This is a genomic window from Acinetobacter sp. AR_0276 (assembly GCF_003000705.1).
Classification (GTDB): Bacteria; Pseudomonadota; Gammaproteobacteria; order Pseudomonadales; family Moraxellaceae; genus Acinetobacter; species Acinetobacter nosocomialis.
In genome coordinates this window covers 1,754,227-1,775,728 of record NZ_PSQO01000004.1, presented here as the reverse complement: position 1 = coordinate 1,775,728, position 21,502 = coordinate 1,754,227, and the positions used below count along the sequence as shown (strand labels likewise).

General features: G+C 41.1%; 26 protein-coding genes. 9 read left to right on the top strand and 17 right to left on the bottom strand.

Going from position 1 to position 21,502, the window contains the following annotated elements; all coding sequences use genetic code 11:
- The first annotated feature begins 80 nt into the window (after nucleotides 1-80).
- Together CSB87_RS09330 and dnaJ are read left to right on the top strand one after the other, a co-directional pair.
- Complete coding sequence (locus CSB87_RS09330; RefSeq protein WP_002053984.1) at nucleotides 81-458, top strand: hypothetical protein; 378 nt, start codon at nucleotides 81-83, stop codon at nucleotides 456-458.
- Nucleotides 459-562: 104 nt separating this feature from the next.
- A complete protein-coding gene (gene dnaJ, locus CSB87_RS09325) occupies nucleotides 563-1,675 on the top strand; it encodes a molecular chaperone DnaJ (RefSeq protein ID WP_001119029.1) in 1,113 nt (370 codons plus the stop codon).
- Between the two features lie 113 nt (nucleotides 1,676-1,788).
- Here the strand turns inward: dnaJ and CSB87_RS09320 are convergent, their stop codons facing one another.
- Complete coding sequence (locus CSB87_RS09320) at nucleotides 1,789-2,154, bottom strand: hypothetical protein (RefSeq protein WP_004885061.1); 366 nt, start codon at nucleotides 2,152-2,154, stop codon at nucleotides 1,789-1,791.
- 184 nt (nucleotides 2,155-2,338) lie between these two features.
- Here CSB87_RS09320 and dapB point away from each other — a divergent pair, with 184 nt between their 5' ends.
- Together dapB and CSB87_RS09310 are read left to right on the top strand one after the other, a co-directional pair.
- Nucleotides 2,339-3,160: a 4-hydroxy-tetrahydrodipicolinate reductase gene (dapB, locus tag CSB87_RS09315; protein ID WP_002053870.1), complete on the top strand. Its 822-nt coding sequence runs from the start codon at nucleotides 2,339-2,341 to the stop codon at nucleotides 3,158-3,160.
- 51 nt (nucleotides 3,161-3,211) lie between these two features.
- On the top strand, nucleotides 3,212-3,865 hold the full coding sequence (locus CSB87_RS09310) for an START domain-containing protein (RefSeq protein WP_004885059.1): 654 nt from the start codon (nucleotides 3,212-3,214) through the stop codon (nucleotides 3,863-3,865).
- A 40-nt stretch (nucleotides 3,866-3,905) separates the two neighbouring features.
- Here the strand turns inward: CSB87_RS09310 and CSB87_RS09305 are convergent, their stop codons facing one another.
- Together CSB87_RS09305 and dkgB are read right to left on the bottom strand one after the other, a co-directional pair.
- Complete coding sequence (locus CSB87_RS09305; RefSeq protein ID WP_016804288.1) at nucleotides 3,906-5,096, bottom strand: MFS transporter; 1,191 nt, start codon at nucleotides 5,094-5,096, stop codon at nucleotides 3,906-3,908.
- A gap of 4 nt (nucleotides 5,097-5,100) precedes the next feature.
- Entirely contained in the window at nucleotides 5,101-5,904 is an 804-nt protein-coding gene (dkgB, locus tag CSB87_RS09300; protein ID WP_004885055.1) for a 2,5-didehydrogluconate reductase DkgB, read from the bottom strand.
- Nucleotides 5,905-6,024: 120 nt separating this feature from the next.
- On the opposite strand from dkgB, the gene CSB87_RS09295 reads away from it, so the two are divergent.
- Entirely contained in the window at nucleotides 6,025-6,927 is a 903-nt protein-coding gene (locus CSB87_RS09295) for a LysR family transcriptional regulator (RefSeq protein ID WP_004885054.1), read from the top strand.
- Here CSB87_RS09295 and CSB87_RS09290 read toward each other — a convergent pair.
- On the bottom strand, nucleotides 6,911-7,285 hold the full coding sequence (locus CSB87_RS09290; RefSeq protein WP_004885051.1) for a hypothetical protein: 375 nt from the start codon (nucleotides 7,283-7,285) through the stop codon (nucleotides 6,911-6,913). The two genes, CSB87_RS09295 and CSB87_RS09290, sit on opposite strands and share 17 nt — an antisense overlap.
- Nucleotides 7,286-7,375: 90 nt before the next feature.
- Here CSB87_RS09290 and CSB87_RS09280 point away from each other — a divergent pair, with 90 nt between their 5' ends.
- A complete protein-coding gene (locus CSB87_RS09280) occupies nucleotides 7,376-8,800 on the top strand; it encodes a PLP-dependent aminotransferase family protein (protein WP_004885049.1) in 1,425 nt (474 codons plus the stop codon).
- Between the two features lie 2 nt (nucleotides 8,801-8,802).
- Here the strand turns inward: CSB87_RS09280 and ahr are convergent, their stop codons facing one another.
- The 8 genes from ahr to CSB87_RS09240 form a co-directional block, all read right to left on the bottom strand.
- Nucleotides 8,803-9,831, bottom strand: a complete 1,029-nt coding sequence (gene ahr / locus CSB87_RS09275) for an NADPH-dependent aldehyde reductase Ahr (protein WP_004885048.1) — start codon at nucleotides 9,829-9,831, stop codon at nucleotides 8,803-8,805.
- Nucleotides 9,832-9,869: 38 nt separating this feature from the next.
- Nucleotides 9,870-10,430, bottom strand: coding sequence for a DNA-3-methyladenine glycosylase I (locus CSB87_RS09270; protein ID WP_004711326.1), 561 nt, complete (start codon nucleotides 10,428-10,430; stop codon nucleotides 9,870-9,872).
- 30 nt (nucleotides 10,431-10,460) lie between these two features.
- A complete protein-coding gene (locus tag CSB87_RS09265) occupies nucleotides 10,461-10,706 on the bottom strand; it encodes a hypothetical protein (protein WP_001287365.1) in 246 nt (81 codons plus the stop codon).
- A 9-nt stretch (nucleotides 10,707-10,715) separates the two neighbouring features.
- Nucleotides 10,716-11,252 carry a M23 family metallopeptidase gene (locus tag CSB87_RS09260; protein ID WP_004885044.1) on the bottom strand — a complete coding sequence of 179 codons (537 nt, stop codon included), beginning with the start codon at nucleotides 11,250-11,252 and terminating at the stop codon, nucleotides 10,716-10,718.
- A 47-nt stretch (nucleotides 11,253-11,299) separates the two neighbouring features.
- Nucleotides 11,300-12,334 (bottom strand): A/G-specific adenine glycosylase, encoded by a 1,035-nt coding sequence (gene mutY, locus CSB87_RS09255; RefSeq protein WP_004885042.1) that lies wholly within the window; start codon nucleotides 12,332-12,334, stop codon nucleotides 11,300-11,302.
- 142 nt (nucleotides 12,335-12,476) lie between these two features.
- Complete coding sequence (locus tag CSB87_RS09250; protein ID WP_002053765.1) at nucleotides 12,477-12,839, bottom strand: HIT family protein; 363 nt, start codon at nucleotides 12,837-12,839, stop codon at nucleotides 12,477-12,479.
- Nucleotides 12,840-13,026: 187 nt separating this feature from the next.
- Entirely contained in the window at nucleotides 13,027-13,764 is a 738-nt protein-coding gene (locus CSB87_RS09245) for a dienelactone hydrolase family protein (RefSeq protein ID WP_004885039.1), read from the bottom strand.
- A 170-nt stretch (nucleotides 13,765-13,934) separates the two neighbouring features.
- A complete protein-coding gene (locus CSB87_RS09240) occupies nucleotides 13,935-14,093 on the bottom strand; it encodes a DUF1328 domain-containing protein (RefSeq protein ID WP_002053759.1) in 159 nt (52 codons plus the stop codon).
- Between the two features lie 193 nt (nucleotides 14,094-14,286).
- On the opposite strand from CSB87_RS09240, the gene CSB87_RS09235 reads away from it, so the two are divergent.
- The 3 genes from CSB87_RS09235 to CSB87_RS09225 all read left to right on the top strand — a co-directional run bounded on the left by CSB87_RS09235 (nucleotide 14,287) and on the right by CSB87_RS09225 (nucleotide 17,398).
- Nucleotides 14,287-14,745 carry a YcgN family cysteine cluster protein gene (locus CSB87_RS09235; protein ID WP_004711336.1) on the top strand — a complete coding sequence of 153 codons (459 nt, stop codon included), beginning with the start codon at nucleotides 14,287-14,289 and terminating at the stop codon, nucleotides 14,743-14,745.
- A 109-nt stretch (nucleotides 14,746-14,854) separates the two neighbouring features.
- Nucleotides 14,855-16,027: a PQQ-dependent sugar dehydrogenase gene (locus CSB87_RS09230; protein WP_004885036.1), complete on the top strand. Its 1,173-nt coding sequence runs from the start codon at nucleotides 14,855-14,857 to the stop codon at nucleotides 16,025-16,027.
- Nucleotides 16,028-16,132: 105 nt separating this feature from the next.
- Nucleotides 16,133-17,398: a replication-associated recombination protein A gene (locus CSB87_RS09225; protein WP_031953573.1), complete on the top strand. Its 1,266-nt coding sequence runs from the start codon at nucleotides 16,133-16,135 to the stop codon at nucleotides 17,396-17,398.
- Between the two features lie 17 nt (nucleotides 17,399-17,415).
- Here CSB87_RS09225 and CSB87_RS09220 read toward each other — a convergent pair whose 3' ends face one another.
- From CSB87_RS09220 to dapA, 5 genes are all read right to left on the bottom strand, one after another.
- The gene (locus tag CSB87_RS09220; RefSeq protein WP_004885032.1) at nucleotides 17,416-18,252 is read right to left on the bottom strand and encodes a formate/nitrite transporter family protein; all 837 of its coding nucleotides are present in this window, start codon (nucleotides 18,250-18,252) and stop codon (nucleotides 17,416-17,418) included.
- Nucleotides 18,253-18,551: 299 nt separating this feature from the next.
- The gene (locus tag CSB87_RS09215; RefSeq protein ID WP_002053827.1) at nucleotides 18,552-18,755 is read right to left on the bottom strand and encodes a hypothetical protein; all 204 of its coding nucleotides are present in this window, start codon (nucleotides 18,753-18,755) and stop codon (nucleotides 18,552-18,554) included.
- Nucleotides 18,756-18,948: 193 nt separating this feature from the next.
- On the bottom strand, nucleotides 18,949-19,668 hold the full coding sequence (gene purC / locus CSB87_RS09205) for a phosphoribosylaminoimidazolesuccinocarboxamide synthase (protein ID WP_000917863.1): 720 nt from the start codon (nucleotides 19,666-19,668) through the stop codon (nucleotides 18,949-18,951).
- A 36-nt stretch (nucleotides 19,669-19,704) separates the two neighbouring features.
- Nucleotides 19,705-20,304 carry a lipoprotein-34 precursor (NlpB) gene (locus tag CSB87_RS09200; protein ID WP_079377873.1) on the bottom strand — a complete coding sequence of 200 codons (600 nt, stop codon included), beginning with the start codon at nucleotides 20,302-20,304 and terminating at the stop codon, nucleotides 19,705-19,707.
- A gap of 15 nt (nucleotides 20,305-20,319) precedes the next feature.
- Nucleotides 20,320-21,213, bottom strand: a complete 894-nt coding sequence (gene dapA, locus CSB87_RS09195) for a 4-hydroxy-tetrahydrodipicolinate synthase (RefSeq protein ID WP_004885028.1) — start codon at nucleotides 21,211-21,213, stop codon at nucleotides 20,320-20,322.
- Nucleotides 21,214-21,502: the final 289 nt, after the last annotated feature.

Here is a 21,502-nt window from a genome sequence, read left to right as displayed (position 1 = left end):
CCTGTCTTTACACAAAAAATACAGGATTATTTCACTGCATAAAAAATAGGCACAGTGCAGTGAATTGAGGTGAAATACAGATGGGGCAAGACCATATCGAACAGCATCGCCGTTATATTGTGATTTCTTATGCGTTCATGTTTCTTGCATTGTTTACGGTTATTTTTGCGGCCTTTGCTTATCTGGTCGCTCGTAAAGTAGCTGTTGTGGATGATGCGGAAGTTTGGATTCATGCTCATGCGCTCTGGATTATGCGCAATGGTATTCTATTCCTCTTCATGTCAGTTTTTGCTGTTGTTTGGTTTATTCCTCTTTTCTTTTTTGCATGGAACAGTAACCTTTGGGTAACGGCATCAACAGTTGCTGGTGTTGTTTTTAGCGCTATTGCTTGGTTATTTTTATTAAATGCATGGTTAAAAGGCTTGTCTAAATATTTAAAAAATAAGGCAGTTTTTTAATATATCTGTTTTTTGAAAGTTTTCCCCTTGTAAATTCGGCTAAAGCCCCCCATTTAGTCGGCAATAGAGTATTGATAAAATTTCCGTGAGGAGCACCGCCAAACATGGCTAAACGTGATTATTATGAGGTTTTAGGCGTTTCAAAAACCGCAAGTGATGATGAGATCAAAAAAGCCTATCGTAAATTGGCGATGAAATATCATCCTGACAGAAACCCTGACAATGCCGAGGCTGAAGAAAAATTTAAAGAAGCTTCAGAAGCTTATGAGATTTTATCGGACAGCGAAAAACGCAGCATGTATGACCGTATGGGACATAATGCGTTTGAAGGTGGCTTTGGTGGCGCTGGTGGTGGCTTTGGCGGTTTCAGTGCAGAAGATATTTTTAGCCAGTTCGGTGATATCTTTGGTGGAGCGTTTGGTGGCGGCGGACGTCAGCAACGCCAACGTCGCGGTTCAGATTTACGCTATGTAATGGAACTTACCCTTGAGGAAGCTGTAAAAGGGGTTAAGAAAACAATTACCTTTACTGCTCCGGCACCATGTGACGTGTGTGATGGTAAAGGCTCTAAAAATCCAAAAGATGTGGAAACTTGTAAAACTTGTCATGGTTCAGGACAAGTGCGTATGCAGCAAGGTTTCTTCTCTGTACAACAAACTTGCGGCACATGTCGTGGCCAAGGCAAAATTATTAAGAACCCATGCCATGCATGTCATGGTTCAGGTGTAGCTGATCGTCAGCAAACATTAGAAGTCACTATTCCAGCGGGTGTCGACAACGGTGACCGCGTTCGTTTAAGTGGTAAAGGCGAGGCGATCCGTGATGGTCAAGCTGGTGACTTATACGTTGAAGTGGTGGTTCGTGAACACGAAATTTTCCAACGTGATGGCGCCGATTTATATATGGACGTACCAGTAAGCATTGCGGATGCTGCACTTGGTAAAGAAATTGAAATCCCAACGTTGGAAGGCCGCGTTAGCTTGAAGATTCCTGAGGGTACTCAAACAGGTAAATTATTCCGTTTACGTGGTAAAGGTGTGCGCCCTGTACGTAGCAGTATGGTGGGTGATCTACTTTGCCGTATCGTGGTAGAAACACCAGTCAACTTAACCTCTCGTCAACGTGAATTGCTTAAAGAATTACAAGCATCTTTTGATGGCGAAGACAGTGCCTCTTCACCAAAGAAAAAATCATTCTTTGATCGCTTATTTGATTAATGATTGATTAGATCAGAAATTAAAAAGAAGGCGGATATTCAAAAATATCCGCCTTTTTATTGCGCTGATTTATCTTATTATTGTTATTCTGCTTAAAAGAAAATGACTAGCGATTACTCTGTAGGATGAGCGACATCAATATCGTCAACACTTACAATAAGTTCGTTTGATGCAACTGGAGCTACTACAGCCTCGACAGTAGCTTGAGTCACTGGTTGTACAGCTACTTTTACTGTTTCTACTTCTGCGGTTTTTTCTTCAATGATCGGGTCGATATCCTCGACTTTAACTTCAGCATTAGTATTGCTTGCCAGACTTTTTTGAGGTGTAGGTGTTGCTGCCTGAGAATTTACATTTGTGGTAATGCGTGCTTTAGATAAGCTTTCTAGTGTGTCCCCAGGTTGGATTGCAGGTTCTGCAAATGCCACTGAACTCATCATCCCCATAACGGCTATTAAGCCCATAATTTTCGAATGCATGCTGAACTCCTTATAGTCATCTTTTTTTCATTCGTGGCTCAGTAGTGTGCAGATCAATTCTTTAACTTTTGTGAAAACTGTTTAAATTTCGGTTCATCTTAAAAAATATTTTTTACTTTTTATTGTGAGCAAAGAGTTTTGATATAGTAAGCCAATTACGTAAAACACAAGATTGGGAAGGATTATGTCAGCAGCTCCACGCATTGGTATTTTGGGTGCAGGCGGCCGTATGGGTCGTATACTTATTCAGGCAGTTCAACAAGCAGGTTATCAATTGGGAGCTGCTGTTGTACGCCCAGAAAGTACTTTAATCGGTGCTGATGCTGGTGAACTTGCAGGAATTGGTTCAATTGGAGTGAAGCTTACCGGAAGCTTGGCTGAGGTTCTTAAAGACTGTGACGTTGTAATTGACTTTTCGACTCCTGCTGCGACATCTGAGCACCTAAAGTTATGTCGTGAAGCTGGGGTAGCTATAGTGATTGGAACAACGGGTATGTCCGATGAACAAAAAGCTGAGCTTGATGAAACGGCAAAACACATACCTGTTGTATATGCGGCAAACTATTCTGTTGGCGTAAATGTATCAATCAAGTTACTTGAGCTTGCAGCAAAAGTATTTGGCGATACAGTAGATATTGAAGTGATTGAGGCTCATCACCGTCATAAAGTAGATGCACCATCTGGTACAGCACTCATGATGGGTGAGGCGATTGCTGATACTTTAGGCCGTAACTTAAAAGAAGTTGCTGTTTATGGTCGTGAAGGGCATACCGGTCCACGTGATCGCCAAACCATTGGGTTTGAGACCATCCGTGGTGGCGATATTGTTGGTGAACATACTGTCATGTTTATTGGTGAGGGTGAGCGCGTTGAAGTGACTCATAAAGCCACTAACCGTATGAACTTTGCTGCTGGCGCAGTACGAGCTGCTGCATGGGTTGTAGGTCGTGAAGCGCACAAATACGACATGAAAGATGTGTTAGGGTTGAACGACGTACAGGTGTAAACCATCTGTACACGTCCTATATGTGGCGAGAAAAACAAGATAGAGCAGAACATGAATAAAAAACAAATTGCTTTAACCACTCTTCTTTGCTTAAGCAGCCTCTGTGTAGGGGCTGCCCCTACAGACAAGGCTAAACTCAGTCTAGACCGTAATCATATTAAAGTCTGGACCTATCAAAAGGCCGATAATCCAGTCTTTCAATACAAAGCTGAAACAACCTTTGATGTACCCATTGAGCGTGCTGTTGCAGTAATTTTAGATGTAAATCGCGCAGCGCAATGGGTTCCTTATATGGGTAAAGTTGAAATGCTCTCTCAAGATGAGAAGAAGGGTGAATTTACTTTATATATGGTATTAGATTTTCCTTTTCCCCTAAAAGATCGCGATGTAGTCGTTAAAGGAAAAATGAGTAAAGCTGCTAATGGTGTTATTACGATTAAGAACACAGCGATTAATAGTAACTATCCGACTCAACCTGATGTGGTTCGTTTAACCCGTTATGAAGGTGAATGGACGTTCCAGAAATTAGCGAATAACAAAGTTAAAGTAACCACGAGTGGTTATGCTGATCCTGCAGGTTCAATTCCTTTAAGCTTCGTAAATATGTTTGTTCAACAGCAACCTTATCAGATGCTGCTTAAAATGAAGCGGGAAGTAATGAACCCGATTTATGAGCAACCTAAATTACCCGATATTTTAAAATAAGTAAGTGAAAAAAAGCGCCTGAGATCAGGCGCTTTTTTTATTAATCTGAACACTGTTGCAAAGCTTGTGTCGGGCTGCTTTCACGTTTGATTTGGAATAGAACCAGTAACAAACCTAACCCCGCCAATAATGCACCAGCAAATGATACTGCGCTATAACCCCAACCTAAATCGAGTACTAACGCACCTGCGGCGGCACCGACTGCGTTACCTAGGTTAAACGCACCGATATTTACTGAAGAGGCAAGCCCTGGAGCTTCGTGAGCCACTGACATGACACGCATTTGTAAGGGCGGTACTAAAGCAAAGGTTGCTGCACCCCAAATCACCAACGCAATGGCTGCTCCAATCTGGCTTTGGGCAAGAATTGGGAAAGTCACCATCATCACGATCAACAGCACCAAGAAACCAATCAGAGTTTTGTTGATGGACAAGTCTGCAAAACGGCCACCTAAATGGTTACCAATCGAGAAACCGACACCAATCAACACTAACATGAACGTAATGAAGGTCGGTGAAGCATGGGTAAACTCAGTCAAACTTGGCGCAATATAGGTATAGAGCGTAAACATTGCTCCTGCACCAAGTACGGTTGTGAGTAATGCAAGCACCACAGGAGTACGCGTTAATACCTTCAACTCGGCCTTTACATTAGGTTTTTGGGCAACCATACCTTGCGGTAGTGCTTTCCATAAAGCGAGCATAGTAATAACGCCGAGCACGGAGATTGCAAGGAAAGACATACGCCAGCCAATATTTTGCCCAACCCATGTTGCCAAAGGTACACCACCAATATTGGCAATGGTTAAACCCATAAACATGGTTGCTACAGCACTGGCTTGTTTGTGCGCAGGTACAATACTCGCTGCCACAACAGAGCCAATCCCGAAAAAGGCACCGTGGTTCAGGCTTGTAATGAGACGTGCACCTAATAAGCTCATATAGCTTGGTGAAAACGCTGCAATCAGGTTACCCACCGTAAAGATCGCCATCAAAAAAATAAGCGCATTACGTCGTGCAAAACCACCAAACCATAGGGTCATGAAGGGGGCACCGAGCATTACACCAAGTGCATAGCCTGTAATTAACATTCCGGCTGTTGGAATTGAAATACCTAAATCATGAGCGATATTCGGTAGCAATCCCATTGGAGAAAATTCCGTGGTACCAATGGCAAAGGCACCAATTGCCAAGGCCAATAACGAGAACGCCGTATTTGATTGAGTGTTCATGAGTTTAGTCCCAAACAGGTGCCCATGGCTCTGGGCTAACTTCACGGCCATTACGGTCGAGCTCAGCAATCATTTGCATTTCAGCTGAAGTTAACTCGATATCCTGTGCTTTTAAGTTGCTAATCAGGTTTTCACGTTTAGTCGAAGATGGAATAACTGCAAAACCACGTTGCAATGCCCATGCCAGTGCAATTTGTGCTGTTGACGCTTTATTTGCTGCCGCAATTTCAGCTAAAACAGGATCGTGAAGCACTTTGCCGTATGCAAGCGTCATGTATGAAGTGACATCAATATTCTTCTCTTGTAAGAAATTTACAAGTTTATGGTTTTGAAGATAAGGACTCAGCTCAATCTGATTTGTTGCAATATGCTCTACACCAATTGTGTCAATTGCTTGTTGAGTAAGTGCAATATTAAAGTTCGAAATACCAATTTGTTTGGTTAAGCCTTGTTGTTTTGCTTCAAGTAAAAGCTGCATGACTTCAGGAATCGAAACGCCTAAGTCCGGTGCTGGCCAGTGAATCAAAGTTAAATCGACATGGTCAGTACGAAGCTTTTGTAAGCTCTCTTTTAAGCTTGGAATAAACTTCTCTTGGGCAAAATTATCTACCCAGATTTTTGTAGTTAAAAATAAGTCCTGACGTGATACGCCACTTTCAGCAATCGCTTGACCAATTGCTGCTTCATTTTCATAAATTTGAGCAGTATCAATTGCACGATAACCGACATCTAGCGCATTTTTAACAGAATCAATCACAGCTTGTTCTTTAAGGCGGAAAGTTCCTAGACCAAAACGTGGGATATTCATGTATTCACCTGGAATTAAATAATTGTTTAACTTGAGATGCATTTTGCTTTTTTTATTGTTGCGAAAAAATAGATGAATAAGCAAAATATCTTTGAAGTTTAGTCAATAATAGAATAAACCATGAAATCAACAATTGAAGAACTTATTGCCTTTATCACAATTGTTGATACAGGTTCATTTGTGGCGGCAGCAGAACATTTAAAGCAAACACCTTCAGGGGTGAGTCGATCTTTAACACGTTTGGAAGCGAAGTTAGATGTAACATTGTTAGAACGAACAACGCGTAAACTAAAACTCACTCAAGAAGGGCAACAGTTCCTTACGAAGGCTCGAAAAATTTTAAATGAACTGAATGCGGCCGAAGAAGAACTACAAAAGTCTGATCAGGGGACTGCTGGCCTTATTCGTGTTGATTCCGCCACACCGTTTGTTTTGCACGTGATTGCACCATTAATGCATAAGTTTCGTGCGTGCTATCCCGATATTGAAATCGAGTTAAATAGTAATGATCAGGTGATTGACTTACTTCAGCATAAAACCGATGTCGCATTTCGATTTGGGGAGCTTAATGACTCTAGTCTGCACGCCAAATTGGTATGTAAGAGCCGTTTATATATTGTGGCAAGTCCTGACTATCTAGCTTTTAAGGGAACACCAACACAACCTGAAGAACTTAAGCAGCATGATTTGATTGGTTTTACCAGACCGACATATATCAATAGCTGGCCAATTAAAATCGGTGACGAATATTTTTTCGCACAAGCAAACATTAAAGCTTCTAGTGGTGAGACTGTGCGCCAGCTGACGATTAGAGGACATGGTATTGCACGGCTATCTGAATTTGAAATTTGGAAAGATATGGAAGAAGGGAGATTGATTACATTATTTGAAGATCAAATTGAACATCAATATCAAAGCATCCATGCTGTGTATTATCAACAAGAGCATCTACCAAAACGAATACGCTTATTTATTGAGTTTTTGGCAGAACAGTTAAAAGATGGTTTTAAAACCTGTCTCTAAAAGTTCCATAGATATCACTTGGAAAATGAACTTCTAAAATGGGAATTGTTTGTCCTTCTGCTGAATGTTGGGAAAGAAAATAGCTTTTTTGCTGGTCTCGGCAGCTAAAATATAAGTTCGAATAAACTGAATTCACCATGACAACTTCATTTGAGCTATTTCGTTTATATTGATAATGAGAAATCGCACTGGTCTCGTCATCAGTTCGCTGTTCCATTTTATAGTCTTGTTGGTTGGTCATTTTTAAATAACCTTCAATCAAACTTTGGCAAATCGTGTGTCTGTGCTGCTCATTTTTGGGCTGTGGTTGGCAACCTGCTAAAACAATAGTAAATAACAATATAGCTTTTAATTTCATTAGTTTGCTACTCTTTGAGTTGATTTCCATAGCCTAAAGGTGTTCTATAAATCAATACAGATACAGAAATTTTTAAAAAAGCAGCACAGAATGACTTTCCAATATCAGGTTCTTGCCAATCAGTTAGCACACCGTATTTATCAAGATGAACTGAAACCTCATCAGAGGCTTATTTCCTTACGAGATTTTGCCCGTCAACATGGTATTAGCTTAAGTACCGCAAAAAGTTGCTATGAATTGCTTGAGGCGAGGGGGCTTATTTATGTAAAGCCGAAGTCAGGTTATTTTGTGGTTGCTCGCACCCCATCTAGCCCTATTCCGGATAGTCCGGATTTCTTATCTTTGCCTCGGCATGTCTCAAATCTGGAACTGCATAACCAAATTCAGGAAGCTGCCTTACAAAGCCACCTTGTACCTTTAGGATCGATTCAGTTAACGCCCCACTTTATTCCTGTAGAGGGGTTACGTCGTTCTATTCAACGTGCTTTAAAAAATTGTCAGCCTCAAGATTTTCTTTATTGTAATAAACAAGGCCATGAACAATTAAGAAAAGCGCTATCTGATCATTGGCGTGAAGATGGTATTTATATCGCTCCGGAAGATATTTTTATTACCAATGGCTGTATGCCGGCTTTGTCTTTAATAATTCAGAAACTCACTGAAGTGGGCGATAGTATTCTTATACCTACACCCACCTACAATGGTCATTTACAGTTATTAGCAAGTTTAAAACGACAAATTGTTGAGATTCCGGCAGATCATCGTGGCATTGATCTTGAGCGCTTAGAGTCTTTAATGCAGCAAGGTTTGGTGAAGGTTTGCTTAATGACAGCCAACTATCAAAATCCATTGGGATATTGTTTTAGTAATGCAGAGAAACAGAAGATTGCTGAGTTAGCTGCAAAGTATCAGTGTTTTATTATTGAAGACGATATTTTTGGTGAATGTGGCTACAGTAGTGAGCGGCCATTACCCATTCGATATTGGGACCGTGAAGGTTATGTGGTTTGGTGTGGTTCGGTTTCTAAGTCCTTGTCGAGCGCATATCGGGTAGGGTGGTTTTGTTTAACAACAAAGCTAGAACATTTAAAACTTGAACTGCTGGTAAGTAATATTGGCGTGAATACACCCTTGCAGTTAGGTCTAGCTGATTTTATTTATAGTCGTGGTTATCGAGAGCATTTAGAGCAGTTAAGACCCAACTTGATGCGACAAGTCGAAGAATACCGTAGCTGTATTTTAAAAGCTTTTGAAGGTATACCAATTGCATTGAGCCAGCCCGAAGGCGGATATGCATTATGGATACAGTTACCTAAGAGTGTAGATAGTTTAGCGCTCTATTACACTGCTCAAGCTCAGGGAATTACGGTGGTACCGGGTCATGTTTTTGGTGAGGATGAACGCTATCGACATTTCATTCGTTTAAACGCAGGCCATGAGTTAACTGCCGATGTCCGCCAAGCAATTATGAGCTTGGCAGACTGGTCGCGACAACAGATGAAAACAGTGAGTTAGTTTTATTCTGCAAAGTCTGCTTTAAGCACAATACGGTAGCGTGCCTGACCTGAGTGTAGACGTTCAATTGCTTCATTGAGCTGTGACATTGGAAATAGCTCAATTTGAGGGGCAATTTTTTTGCGTGCGGCAAACTTTAAAAGTTGGCGTAGAGCAGCAGGTGAACCAGTAGGTGAGCCTGTTACTGATTTGGCACCATCAATAAGTGAGCCGACAGAAACAGGAACAGGTTCTAAAGTCAGCCCTAAGAAGTGCAACGAACCGTTTGGTGCTAACGTAGAAATAAAAGCTCGCCAATTTAAAGTCACATTTACGGTACTCAGCAATAAATCAAATTTACCTTTTTGAGCTTTTACCGCTTCTGTATCGCGGCTATTTACTACATGGTCGGCTCCCATTGCTTTGAGTTCTTCAGTTTTATCTGGGTTAGAACTAAAAGCAGTGATTTCACAGCCCCAAGCTTTGAGTAGCTTAATGGCGATATGACCTAAACCGCCAATACCAATCACACCCACATGATGCGTTGCTTGTATTTTGTGTTTGAGGAGTGGGTCAAAAACGGTAATTCCGCCGCAAAGTAGGGGACCAGCACTTTCAGCATCTAAATCATCTGGAAGGGGAATGGCCCATTGCCAGCCTGCACGGACTTTATCGGCAAAGCCACCTGCATGACCCACGATTGTTGCGACATTTTCGCCCGTACAAAGAACTTGCTGACCGCCAATACATTCATCACACGCTTGGCAACTTTCAGCAGTCCAGCCAATACCAACACGTTGCCCAATTTGTAAACCTTTGGCTTCTGAACCCAAAGCTACAATTCTTCCAATAATTTCATGGCCTGCAACTACGGGGTAGACGGTTGAGCGCCACTCATTGTTCAGAACTGAAATATCGGAATGACACAAACCACAGTATTCAACTTTTACTTCAACCTGATGTGGTTGTAATTCACCTGCATCAAATTGGTAAGGAACCAGTTTTTCACCTGCCTGCATTGCTGCATAAGCCTGAATCGTATTATTGCTCATCGGAAACTCCTTAAGCGGATTTGAACCGTTCTGGTGGGTTATGAAGCTTTAAATTGACAATCGTTTTCATGATCATTGACCATACCCACTGCCTGCATAAACGCATAGCAGGTGGTTGGACCAACAAATTTGAAACCATTTTTTTTAAGCGTTTTAGATAGCTTTACACTGAGCTCAGTTTGAGCAGGGGCCTTACGATAATCTATAACATCATTGTGCTGAGGAGTGGCATCTACAAACTGCCAAAGCCATGCAGGAACATCACCAACTTGGGCTTTAAGGGCTTGCCAAGCAATCGCATTATCGCGAATGGCTTTGAGTTTGCCTAAGTGACGAATTAAGCCTGCATCGGATAGTTTTTTTTCTAAAAAGTCATCCGTAAATGCGGCAATGTCAGCAATAGGATGATTAAAAAAGTGCTGGCGGTAGCTTTCTCTTTTTTTGAGTACGGTAATCCAAGATAGACCTGCTTGTTGCCCTTCAAGACAGAGCATTTCAAATAATCGGGCTTCGTTGTGTTCTGGTTTGCCCCATTCTTCATCATGGTAAGCAATATAGAGTGGATCGTTGGAACACCATCCGCAGCGTTGAATTTTCATGATGATGCTCCTTATATTTATCTTAGTATTTTAGAGTTTGAATGGTACCCATTCATTTGGGCGAGTATCCCAATAATATAGTTCGGCTTGGGTTAAGTCTTCAAACTTTAGCCAAAAATCTTTGCCGACTTTATCTGAAAAACCGGTACTGATCAGTAGGGCATCATCGCTGATTTCCATGATCCAGCCTTGATAGCTATTGCCATTTAGAATGATCTTTTGCTGGTTGCCAGACTCGGCAAACTCTACTAAGCGATTGATCAGCGCTTCCGACATAAAATGTTCCTAGCGTAAATATGAATAAGGATTAACAGCACCACGACCTTTACCATCTAAGTAAAAACCATAATGAAGATGAGGTGAAGTATAACGTGCATTTCCCGTATTGCCGACATAGCCAATCAGATCGCCCTTTTTGACATAGTCACCCACGTTTAAGCCACGTTTATGTCCATCAAGATGAGCATAATAATGCCATGTTCCTGCCGGGCCTAAAATCCAGATGACTTTGCCACCGAGGTTATTATTACGAAGATCTGCCACCAGCCCTTCGGTTGTACTGTACACTTTGGTTCCACGTGGAGCCAAAATATCAATTCCTTCGTGGCTACGACCCTGACTCCGAGCAGCGCCCCATGTGTCTTTTAACTCATCTCGATCGACACCTTTTACCGGAACAGGAAGCCGACTTGGAAGCTGCATACTCTTGAGTTTGCTAACTTGGGCTGGTGAAAGCGGAGCAGGCTTTTTAGGCGCACTGGCACAGGCTGCTAATAGAATAATGAGAAAACCAAGTGAGAGATGGGAAACTAAACGTCGCACAAAATACTCCCTGTCACAGCCATATCAAAATTATTTTGCTCACTATGTCATGAACGGCTTGTCGAGATCAATTTTTTCATAGCAGTTGGAACACCTTTAGCGACAGCTTGTTCCGGACTCAGCCATTGGCCTTCAAGTTCAATCGCCAGATGTTCTTTCTGATCAGGTTCCACGTGGAACACATGAGCATTAAGTAACCATGTGAAGTGAGTAAAGCTATGACTGATCTGAAAGGTTTGTGCTTGAGGTTGTAGTTTAAATTGCTGACTTAATTTTAAGCGTTCATGTTCATTTTCTAAAATAGGTAAACAAAATAAACCGCCCCATAGACCATGAGCTTGGCGTTGCTGCCAGAACCATTCATCTTCGCACTGAATAATAAGAACATCTGCCGTTTTAACAGGCGGTGTTTTTTTCGGTTTTTTAAAAGGTAATTCTTGTTCTAAACCTTGCTGATAAGCCTGACAATGAGATTGCATTGGACAATATAAACAAAGAGGCTTTTTAGGTGTGCAGATGGTTGCACCCAAGTCCATAATCGCTTGTGTGTAGTCATGGTTGCGTTGGGTTGGGCATAGCTCTTCAGCGAGTTTCCACATTTCACGTTCGTGTTGTGGCTTGCTTAAGTCATCCTCAATGGCAAAGAAACGAGCTAAAACGCGTTTCACATTGCCATCCATAATCACGCCGTACTGACGTAAACCTAAAGACATAAGCGCGCCTGCGGTCGAGCGACCAATGCCGGGTAGTGCAATCCATTCTTCTAGGGTTTCAGGAAATTTGCCTTGCTGTGCTACAAGTCTGGCAGCTTTATGCAAATTGCGTGCACGAGCGTAATAGCCAAGACCTGCCCAAAAAGGGGCTACTTCATCCCAAGTTGCATGGCCTAAAGCTTCTACAGTTGGGAAGCGCTCCATAAAGCGATCAAAATATTGCAGAACTGTTTTTACCTGAGTTTGCTGTAACATAATTTCAGAAACCCAGACTTTGTATGGATCATCTGCGACTTGCCAAGGCAAATCATGACGACCATGTTGATCGAACCAGTTTAAGAGGGCATCAGAAAAAGAAAATTCAGGCATGAACAGCTATAGAAGAAAAGTAAGGGTTAAATTATAGCTGAAATTTGGGTTAAGTTTTGTTTAAAGCAAGCAATCAGAACGAGCCTGTTAAAACAGAGACTACTTTAAAACGAGTAGTCTCTGCTTCAAGCATAAAAAAGGATTAATCCTCTTTTACGCCCCAACGTTGATCAAGTTTCAACGGTTGGTTTTTATAGTAAGGAATGACATGAATATGGAAATGGTCAGAAGTTTGTCCAAACACTTCACCATCATTAAAGCCAATATGGAAACCAGCTGGTTGATGACGAAGCTGTGTTTCATGACGGGCAATTTCAAGAAGTGTCAGTAAGCTTTCATGCTCTTTAGAGGTAATGTCAAAAAACGAACTTACATGGCGCAGTGGAGTCACTACACAGTGGCCTTTAGACAACGGATTTGGGTCAGGTAAAATTACAGCAAATTCATTCTTATCAATGATGTCATATTCATCAAAATTGCAATACGGACATTTCTTGTCAGTCATTGTTGTATCCTCTCATGTTATTCCATTAAACCCCGAGTGCGGGAAATAAGACTAGGCTTTGCTCTAGCTCAACGGGAGTATAGTTATTGAAGTATGGTTTAAAAAATACAGGAAAAATATTGCAAAGTCATAAAGATTTAAGGGAGCAAATGCGAAAAAAGAACCATTTGCTCCAAATTTGCTTCTTTTATTTTAAAGTACGTTCTAATAAAGCGTACATTTTAGCAAGGCCTTGTTTTTCCGCTTCGCTGTTGTAGCCAAGATCTACGCCGTTCGCTTTAGCTCTTTCATCTGCAAGCGGGTTACTAAAGCCATGTTTAGCATCCTTTAAAACCACTACCTCATGTTTAACCTCAGCAGCTTGCATCTCTTTTTCAAAATTAGCAACATCTTCTAAGGTGACCATGCTGTCTAGTTCACCATGTAGAACCAAAACTTCACCTTGAATGTTGCCTTTTTGAGCAGGTGCCTTAGGAGTTAATGTACCATGGAATGTCGCTGTTGCTTTGAGGGGAGCACCTGAGCGAGCTAAATCGAGTACCACTTTGCCGCCATAGCAAAAACCTACTGCTGCAAGTTTTTCACTATTTACTTCTGGTTGAGCAGCCAAAGTTTGAAGCCCAGCACTAGCACGATCAGTCACTGTGTCTAACTCTTCAAATGTCTGCATCATCCATTCGTAAGCTTGAGCAGCAGTCGTCGTCACTTTTTTATCGCCATACATATCAATTGCAAGTGCAGCATAGCCGTGTTCAGCAAGTTCACGCGCACGTTGTTCAGTGTATTCGTTACGTCCCCACCACTCAGGACCAATAATGACACCGGGTACAGGGGGCTCACTTTCTGGAGCTGCAAAGTAACCAATTAAATGGCTGCCATCTGGTGCAGTGTATTGAATTTCACGGGTTTTAATTGCTGTACTCATGACATTAATCCTGAAATTTAACTTGGTTTAAATACACTTGATTAAAGCATAAAAAATAAAAGCTATATAAATAACTATGTAAAAATCTACATCAAAAGAAAAACATAGAAACATTTGGGCAATAAAAAAGAAGGAACAGGTTCCTTCTTTTTTATATGGTCATAATTAAATTAGGTTCGGCCTCGCGAAATAAAACCAATAACAGCGAGAATTACAGCCACAACTAATAAAATCACGGCAAAGTCTTTAGATAACCCTGCAACACCACCAAACCCTAATAGACTGGCAATGAGTGCAATCACTGCAAAAATTATTGCCCAACGGAACATATGCTGTCCTCCTTATTTTTCATTGTGTTTTTACTATATAGCGTGTTTTTTACACGGAATGTGTCGTTTATGTGGTTGAAATGTATATTAAACAATCATTTTGTGATGCTAAAAATACGGTTTCTTTCCTTAAGCAGAGATTACTTCAATGCTATAATCTGAGTTTGCTTTATGTATATAGCTGTTAAAACCTATGTCTACCGAGACCTCACTTCGTCCATTGTTTTGGAAAAATTATACGCTTGAGCAGCTTACACCGCCTGAGTGGGAAGCTTTGTGTGATGGGTGTGGTTTATGTTGTCTGGTCAAGCTAGAAGATGAAGATACCCATGAAGTAGCTTACACCAAGGTAGCGTGTAAATTGCTGGATTGCTCTACCGGACGTTGTTCAGACTATTCAAATCGTCAGCAGCAAGTTCCTGACTGTTTACAGTTGACGCCGGAAAGTTTAAAAACCATACACTGGTTACCATCGAGCTGTGCCTATAAACGTTTGAATGAAGGCAAGAATTTACCTTCTTGGCACTATTTAAATACGGGTACGAGACAAAGCGTGGTTAAGGCGAAAAAGTCGGTTGCAGGACGATGTATTCCTGAAACCGATGTACATGAAGATGACTTAGAAGATTATGTAGTGCGTTGGGTGCGTTAATACGCTCCCGATGGGCATTTTTAATTACAGCGTATAATAAAGTAACATTTTTATCGTAAATTTTTTAACTATCTCCGTTATATAAAAAATAAAAGAGAAGGAGATAAAAATGATGAAACGACTAGCAGCCCCCTTATTATGTAGTAGCTTTTTCTTGTTAATGGCTTGTGGTTCTAACAATACTAATTCAAAAAGTCCTGAACAAAATACAACTGCAAAAACAGAGCAAACTAGTGGTGCCAAACAAGTTTATCAGGTCGAGGCAGTCGCACATTTTAATGAGCCTTGGGCAATTACCACTTTGCCGGACCAACGTTTATTAGTCACTGAACGGCAAGGTAAATTAAAAATTTTTAATCCCCAAAATAAACAAGTACAAGATGTTCAGGGTGTTCCAGCAGTGAACTATGGTGGCCAAGGTGGTTTAGGAGATGTCGCTTTGCATCCAGATTTTGCCAAAAATCACTGGATATATCTCAGTTTTGCGGCCAAAGGGCAGGGTGGATCTGGTGCGGTGATTTCACGTGCAAAATTAGATTTATCTAACCCTAATCAGCCAAAACTTAACCATATAAAGCAGATTTGGCAGCAAGTACCTAAAGTTTCAGGACAGGGTCATTATGGGCATCGTATGCTTTTTGGCGCAGATGGTAAGCTTTGGATCAGTTCAGGTGAGCGCCAAAAGTTTGACCCTGCCCAAGACATGAAAAGTAATTTGGGTAAAATTCTACGTTTAAATGATGACGGTTCAGCAGCTGTAGGTAACCCTTTTTATAAGCAAGGCGGTGTCACTGCTGAAATATGGTCACTTGGACATCGTAACCCATTAGGCATGGCCTTTGACCGCCAAGGACAGCTATGGGTGGTTGAGATGGGGCCTAAAGGTGGTGATGAGCTTAATATTATTACCAAAGGTGAAAACTATGGGTATCCGGTTGTTTCAAATGGCGACCATTATTCAGGTCAGCCTATTCCAGACCATAACACTCGCCCAGAGTTTAAAGCACCCGAGATAGACTGGACTCCTGTAATCTCACCGTCGAGCTTAATTATTTATCGCGGGCAACAATTTCCGGCATGGCAAAATAAAGCCTTAATTGGTGGGTTGTCTTCACAAGCCATTGTAGTTGTAGATTTAGAGCATAAGCCCGTAAAAGAAGTGCAAAGATTAGAGATGAAGCAACGTATTCGTGGGTTACATGAAGCACAAGACGGTTCAATTTGGATAATTGAAGATGGCCCCAATGCTCGCTTACTCAAGCTGAGTAAGAAACTCTCTTAAGGCCTTGAGTTAGCCTATAAATAAAGGATGGGTCTCATAGATTCAAATTGTAGATTTCTGTGAGACACAATAGACTATAGTGAAAAGACGATAAAGCTATTTGAGATGTCAGACACCCATATTCCACTTCCTGAACGCCTGCGCCCGAGAGACTTGTCTGAAATTATTGGGCAAGATCATTTGTTAGGTGAACATGCACCCTTACGTCAAATGATTGATCAGGGACATTTGCCTTCTATTATTTTTTGGGGGCCTCCAGGCGTCGGTAAAACGACAATTGCTTTGCTTTTAGCTCAGGCAATAGATCGTCCGTTTGTGAGCTTATCTGCGCTGAATACGGGCGTAAAAGAATTACGTGAAGTGATTGCGGAAAGTGGTGATTTACTCACACCTGTAGTTTTTATTGACGAAATCCATCGCTTTAATAAATCACAGCAAGATGCATTATTAGGTGCCGTGGAAAAAGGAAAAATCACCTTAATAGGTGCGACCACTGAAAACCCGTCTTTTGAAGTCAATAGTGCACTTTTATCGCGCTGTCAGGTCTATACCTTAAACAGTTTAGACAGTGAGGCAATTCAGACTTTACTTAACAATGCACTTCAAAACGATAAATTCTTAAAAGAACGCTACATTCATATTGAAGAGTATGATGCTCTTTTACAGTTTGCAGCAGGTGATGCCCGTAAAGCACTAAATTTACTAGACTTAATTGCAAGTACTTTAGAGCCAGAAGTTGAAAATACCATTACCAATGCTGTGGTTGTAAAAGTCGCTCAGCAAAATATTGCGCGTTATGACAAATCGGGTGAACAGCATTACGACCTCGTTTCTGCTTTTATTAAATCGATTCGTGGTAGTGATCCAGATGCTGCTCTGTACTGGATGGCTCGTATGCTCAAAGGCGGGGAAGATCCGGTTTTTATTGCAAGACGTATGCTGATTGCTGCCTCAGAAGATATTGGAAATTCGAATCCAAATGCGCTATTGCTTGCTGGTGAATGTTTCCGTTCTGTACAGGCAGTTGGAATGCCTGAGGCGCGAATTATTTTGGGTCAAACCGCGGTTTACCTAGCAACCAGCGCGAAAAGTAACAGTACTTATTTGGCGATTAATAAGGCCTTAGAACTTGCTGAGAAAACGGCAAATTTACCAGTGCCTTTACACTTGAGAAATGCACCGACCAAACTGATGAAACAGCAAGGTTATGGAATTAATTATCTCTATCCTCATGACTACCCAGAGCACTTTGTGCTGCAAGACTACTTACCACCTGAGTTGAAGGGAACTAAACTTTATGAGTCGGCGAGAAACAAGCGTGAAGTTGAAGGTGAGCGCCTCCAGCAACGCCGATGGCAGCAGGAGCAATAGTTCTCTATTGCTTCTTGCTAATCCAATTCTTCAGTGACGTGACCGTAAATTAGTAGGGTAAACACACCTGTACCACCAATAATGTTTCCAATAGTAGTTGGAATTAGAAAATTAAATAGATATTCGCCAATAGAAGCCTCTCCTTGCCAGACCAGATAGGACATTTCGGTAGAACCAACCACAACGTGGGTAAAGTCGCCTAGTCCTATCAGATAAGTCATGAAAAAGATGACTAGGAATTTATTGCTGACCGAAGGCAGCATCCACACCAATGCGGCAATTAAAAGTCCCGACATAACCCCTTTAAGCAGGTTCTGGATTGCAGAAAAAGATGCAACATGATGCGCCAGCTCATCTAGTGCTTTATCAATGTCTGGAGTAAACAGGTCTGTGGTCAGGAAAAATAAACTCGCCAAAGCTGTTCCAATGATATTGCATAGAATCACAATTCCCCATAAACGCCCCACAGCTCGTAATTTGTCCAAACTAAAAGGTTTAAATAAGGGCACAACTGTAGTAATGGTATTTTCGGTAAAGAGTTGCATGTGGCCCAAAATAGCAATCAGGAACCCAATGGTATAACCAAAATTGGTGATTAAATCGGTCCAGATGGCATCAGTTGGGATATAAGAAGCAATAATCGCTTTAAATACAAATGAGAAACTAATGACCAAACCAGCAGCAATTCCTGAAAAGATCAGTGCAGCTGTCGGGCGATCCAGTTCTTCCGCACCATCACGGCGGATAATTTCATAGACTAAACGGGGTGACAGTTTCTCGTGTTCTTCTACTGCCATTTTTTCACGCCAGCTTAAGGTTTGCTCGACCTTTTTTTCCTCTATTTCATGATCCATCAGATTTGCTCCTCACTGAATAAATATTTTTTTACTTATTATTTTTATTCATTGTTAAGGCAGCATTCGGGATAAATCCAGTTTATTCCTACCAGCTTTATGTGTCTTTTTATAAATTGAAGGGTACGGCAGTAAGCAAAATAATATACGGATGAACGTAATTAACCAGATAAGACCATTAAGTATAAAAAGAGATTGAGAGTATCGTATGGCAAGACTATTTACCGCCCGAGTGAAAGGCGAGCGTTCTCTATAAACTAGTTAGGTTTGAGATTGAGCGCTTATAGCAACGCAGAGAATTAAAGTAATGTATATGTTCTCAATGTACGTATGAGCTTCATATAGTCACCTTGAGAAGCTTCAGAAATAACGGTTTCTACTTCAGCTTGGCTCCAACCTTGTTTCAAAGCAGAATCGCTAAAATTAGATAAAATCACTAATGGGTTTTCACCAAAATGTATCGAGTGATTCATTAATTTCTTTTCAGGCTTAAATAGTTTCATTGGATTCACCATACTTTAAATTTAATTATTGTGATGCAATTAATGTTTTTTTAGATTTTAGTGCTTTGTTTTTAGATTGTGCAAGTCATAATTTAATTAAATATACAAATCTGTCTACTTTCCTTAAATTCTTGGGTGCTGGAAATAAAAAAACCGAGCTGAAATGCCCGGTTTTTTTAATGAAGCTGACGAATTAGATGTCAGATAAATCTACGCCTAAACGAGCAGCAACTTCTTCATAAGCTTCAACAACACCGCCTAAACCTTGACGGAAACGGTCTTTGTCGAGTTTCTTCTTAGTGTCTTTATCCCATAAACGGCAACCGTCTGGAGAGAATTCATCACCAAGTACGATACGGTCATGGAAAACACCAAATTCAAGTTTGAAGTCCACCAAAATCATGTTGCCTTCAGCAAATAATGCTTTTAATACATCATTTACTTTATAAGTTAACACCTTCATTTGTTCTAACTGTTCAGCAGTCGCCCAACCTAAAGCAATCGCTTGAGATTCGTTAACCATTGGATCGCCTAGGCCATCATCTTTGTAGAACAATTCAAATGTAGGAGGAGTAAGCTCTTTACCTTCTTCTACACCTAAACGACGGCATAAAGAACCAGCTGCGTAGTTACGGATTACACATTCAACAGGAATCATTTGAAGTTTTTTAACAAGAACTTCAGTCGGAGAAAGCAATTTTTCAAAATGCGTTTCGATACCCGCTTCAGCAAGCTTTTCCATGATGAAGGCGTTAAAACGGTTGTTCACCTTGCCTTTACGATCTAGTTGTTCGATTTTTTCGCCATTGAACGCAGAGGCATCATCACGAAAGACTAAAATCAGATGGTCGGCATTGTCTGTTTCATATACAGATTTTGCTTTACCAGTATAGAGCAAGGTTTGTTTTAACATGAGGGAACCTTTTAAAAAAAAATGCCTAGTAAACGACTAGGCTGGCCAATTTTGGTAAATCTGGTTTAACACTTCCGCAGCAACATCAGGGCTTGCAAAAGTGTTGTCTGGATTAAAGAGAGCAAGGCTATGACTAGAGCCAACACCAGTCAGTTTAAGCACATAAGTTTTGTCATTTACTTTAATCGTCGCTTGATTACTGCCTTGAGCGATAATATTGTAATTTAACGTGCTTAAGGTTGCTTTGGTGTATTGCCAAATCTCGGCAGTACTTCCATCAATTTTTAACAGTGGATTCTTATTACCATCTGTTACAAGTTGAGGGCGACTAAGCGCGCTACCTGATTGAGCAGATGTATCTGCTGTATCAGCTTGGGTTTGTTCAGGGCGTGGCAATGCAAAACGGTTGCCACGCTTGTTTTCAAACTTCGGCGCATGATCGATAGCGAGCTGGTCTACTGTTGGTGCAGGATACAAAGGAGTCGCTGGTCGTACAGTTGCATCGGCAGGGTACTCAAGCGGGGCGAGTTGCTTTGCTTTTTTATAATCTAAAGAGTGATTATTGAGTGCGAAGCGACCACAGCCAGCTAAACTTAAGGCTGAAACTGCAAGGACTAAACCAAGACGTAATTGCATCATAAATTGCTCTTATTAAATAATTCCCGCATCTTTTAGGGCATTGCGGAGAGGTTCGCGATATTGCTCAGCGAGAGGAGTGAGTGGTAAACGAATACCAGTATCAATCAGTCCCATCTCATGTAGTGCCCATTTCACAGGAATTGGGTTTGATTCGCAAAATAGAATATTGTGTAAATTTGCAATCTTATTGTTAAGCGTCTTCGCTTGTGGCTCATCTTTAGCAATTGCAACCGCGCATACTTCACTCATTGCCTTAGGTGCAATATTTGCAGTAACCGAGATATTACCGTCTGCGCCAAGAAGCATAAGTTCCCATGCAGTTTCATCGTCACCTGAGTAAACAGCCATTTTGCCGTTTAAAGCTTCAATTAAGGCTTTACCACGAGGTACGTCACCTGTAGCGTCTTTAATACCCACAATGTTAGGAATCTCTGCTAAACGTACTGCTGTATCGTTTGACAAGTCTACGCCTGTACGACCAGGTACGTTATAGAGAATAAGAGGTAATTCAACAGCTTCAGCAACTGCCTTGTAGTGCTGGTAAAGGCCTTCTTGGGTTGGTTTGTTATAGTATGGCGTTACAAGTAAAGCTGCATCAGCACCGAGGTCTTTAGCAGCTTTAGTTAATTCGATTGCTTCACGGGTTGAGTTTGCACCAGTACCGGCAATAATTGGAATACGTTTATTGGCTACACGAATAATTTCTTTAATAACCTGTGTGTGCTCTTCCATGCTCAATGTTGAGGCTTCGCCGGTTGTACCGACGGCTACAATACTGTTTGTACCTTGTTCTATGTGCCACTCAACCAGCTTCTCAAGACCCTTCCAATCTACATCGCCATCTTTCAACATGGGAGTGACAATTGCGACGATTGAGCCTTGAATGGTCTGTGCTTGCTGAGTCATTTTAAAAAATATCCTATTTATCCATCCGAATCTGAGGTAAGAAAAACAAAATGTGGGATGGTTGCAGTATTTTGATTGTCCAGTTCTAACAATAACAGATTGTTGAATGACAATTATGCAAATTATGACTGATCAGACGCATAAGAACAATATGCTTAACTGATAAACCCTATGTAAACTTGAGCGAAACATAGAATGCCAATTTGATCATTTCAAGTAAAAGACAGTAAAGATGACAATATGGTGCAATTCTTCCAGTTTCTACTTAACACTGTCTTTTTTATGGCAA

What these genes read in the sequence shown, in the direction of transcription:
- CSB87_RS09320 (WP_004885061.1), bottom strand. Translation starts at nt 2,154, where the DNA reads ATGCATTCGAAAATTATGGGCTTAATAGCCGTTATGGGGATGATGAGT.
- CSB87_RS09280 (WP_004885049.1), top strand. Translation starts at nt 7,376, where the DNA reads ATGACTTTCCAATATCAGGTTCTTGCCAATCAGTTAGCACACCGTATT.
- mutY (WP_004885042.1), bottom strand. Translation starts at nt 12,334, where the DNA reads ATGCCTGAATTTTCTTTTTCTGATGCCCTCTTAAACTGGTTCGATCAA.
- CSB87_RS09305 (WP_016804288.1), bottom strand. Translation starts at nt 5,096, where the DNA reads ATGAACACTCAATCAAATACGGCGTTCTCGTTATTGGCCTTGGCAATT.
- CSB87_RS09265 (WP_001287365.1), bottom strand. Translation starts at nt 10,706, where the DNA reads ATGTCGGAAGCGCTGATCAATCGCTTAGTAGAGTTTGCCGAGTCTGGC.
- CSB87_RS09225 (WP_031953573.1), top strand. Translation starts at nt 16,133, where the DNA reads ATGTCAGACACCCATATTCCACTTCCTGAACGCCTGCGCCCGAGAGAC.
- ahr (WP_004885048.1), bottom strand. Translation starts at nt 9,831, where the DNA reads ATGAGCAATAATACGATTCAGGCTTATGCAGCAATGCAGGCAGGTGAA.
- CSB87_RS09215 (WP_002053827.1), bottom strand. Translation starts at nt 18,755, where the DNA reads ATGAAACTATTTAAGCCTGAAAAGAAATTAATGAATCACTCGATACAT.
- dnaJ (WP_001119029.1), top strand. Translation starts at nt 563, where the DNA reads ATGGCTAAACGTGATTATTATGAGGTTTTAGGCGTTTCAAAAACCGCA.
- CSB87_RS09330 (WP_002053984.1), top strand. Translation starts at nt 81, where the DNA reads ATGGGGCAAGACCATATCGAACAGCATCGCCGTTATATTGTGATTTCT.
- CSB87_RS09295 (WP_004885054.1), top strand. Translation starts at nt 6,025, where the DNA reads ATGAAATCAACAATTGAAGAACTTATTGCCTTTATCACAATTGTTGAT.
- CSB87_RS09270 (WP_004711326.1), bottom strand. Translation starts at nt 10,430, where the DNA reads ATGAAAATTCAACGCTGCGGATGGTGTTCCAACGATCCACTCTATATT.
- CSB87_RS09250 (WP_002053765.1), bottom strand. Translation starts at nt 12,839, where the DNA reads ATGACTGACAAGAAATGTCCGTATTGCAATTTTGATGAATATGACATC.
- dapA (WP_004885028.1), bottom strand. Translation starts at nt 21,213, where the DNA reads ATGACTCAGCAAGCACAGACCATTCAAGGCTCAATCGTCGCAATTGTC.
- dkgB (WP_004885055.1), bottom strand. Translation starts at nt 5,904, where the DNA reads ATGAATATCCCACGTTTTGGTCTAGGAACTTTCCGCCTTAAAGAACAA.
- CSB87_RS09220 (WP_004885032.1), bottom strand. Translation starts at nt 18,252, where the DNA reads ATGGATCATGAAATAGAGGAAAAAAAGGTCGAGCAAACCTTAAGCTGG.
- CSB87_RS09310 (WP_004885059.1), top strand. Translation starts at nt 3,212, where the DNA reads ATGAATAAAAAACAAATTGCTTTAACCACTCTTCTTTGCTTAAGCAGC.
- purC (WP_000917863.1), bottom strand. Translation starts at nt 19,668, where the DNA reads ATGTTAAAACAAACCTTGCTCTATACTGGTAAAGCAAAATCTGTATAT.
- dapB (WP_002053870.1), top strand. Translation starts at nt 2,339, where the DNA reads ATGTCAGCAGCTCCACGCATTGGTATTTTGGGTGCAGGCGGCCGTATG.
- CSB87_RS09200 (WP_079377873.1), bottom strand. Translation starts at nt 20,304, where the DNA reads ATGCAATTACGTCTTGGTTTAGTCCTTGCAGTTTCAGCCTTAAGTTTA.
- CSB87_RS09245 (WP_004885039.1), bottom strand. Translation starts at nt 13,764, where the DNA reads ATGAGTACAGCAATTAAAACCCGTGAAATTCAATACACTGCACCAGAT.
- CSB87_RS09230 (WP_004885036.1), top strand. Translation starts at nt 14,855, where the DNA reads ATGATGAAACGACTAGCAGCCCCCTTATTATGTAGTAGCTTTTTCTTG.
- CSB87_RS09290 (WP_004885051.1), bottom strand. Translation starts at nt 7,285, where the DNA reads ATGAAATTAAAAGCTATATTGTTATTTACTATTGTTTTAGCAGGTTGC.
- CSB87_RS09235 (WP_004711336.1), top strand. Translation starts at nt 14,287, where the DNA reads ATGTCTACCGAGACCTCACTTCGTCCATTGTTTTGGAAAAATTATACG.
- CSB87_RS09240 (WP_002053759.1), bottom strand. Translation starts at nt 14,093, where the DNA reads ATGTTCCGTTGGGCAATAATTTTTGCAGTGATTGCACTCATTGCCAGT.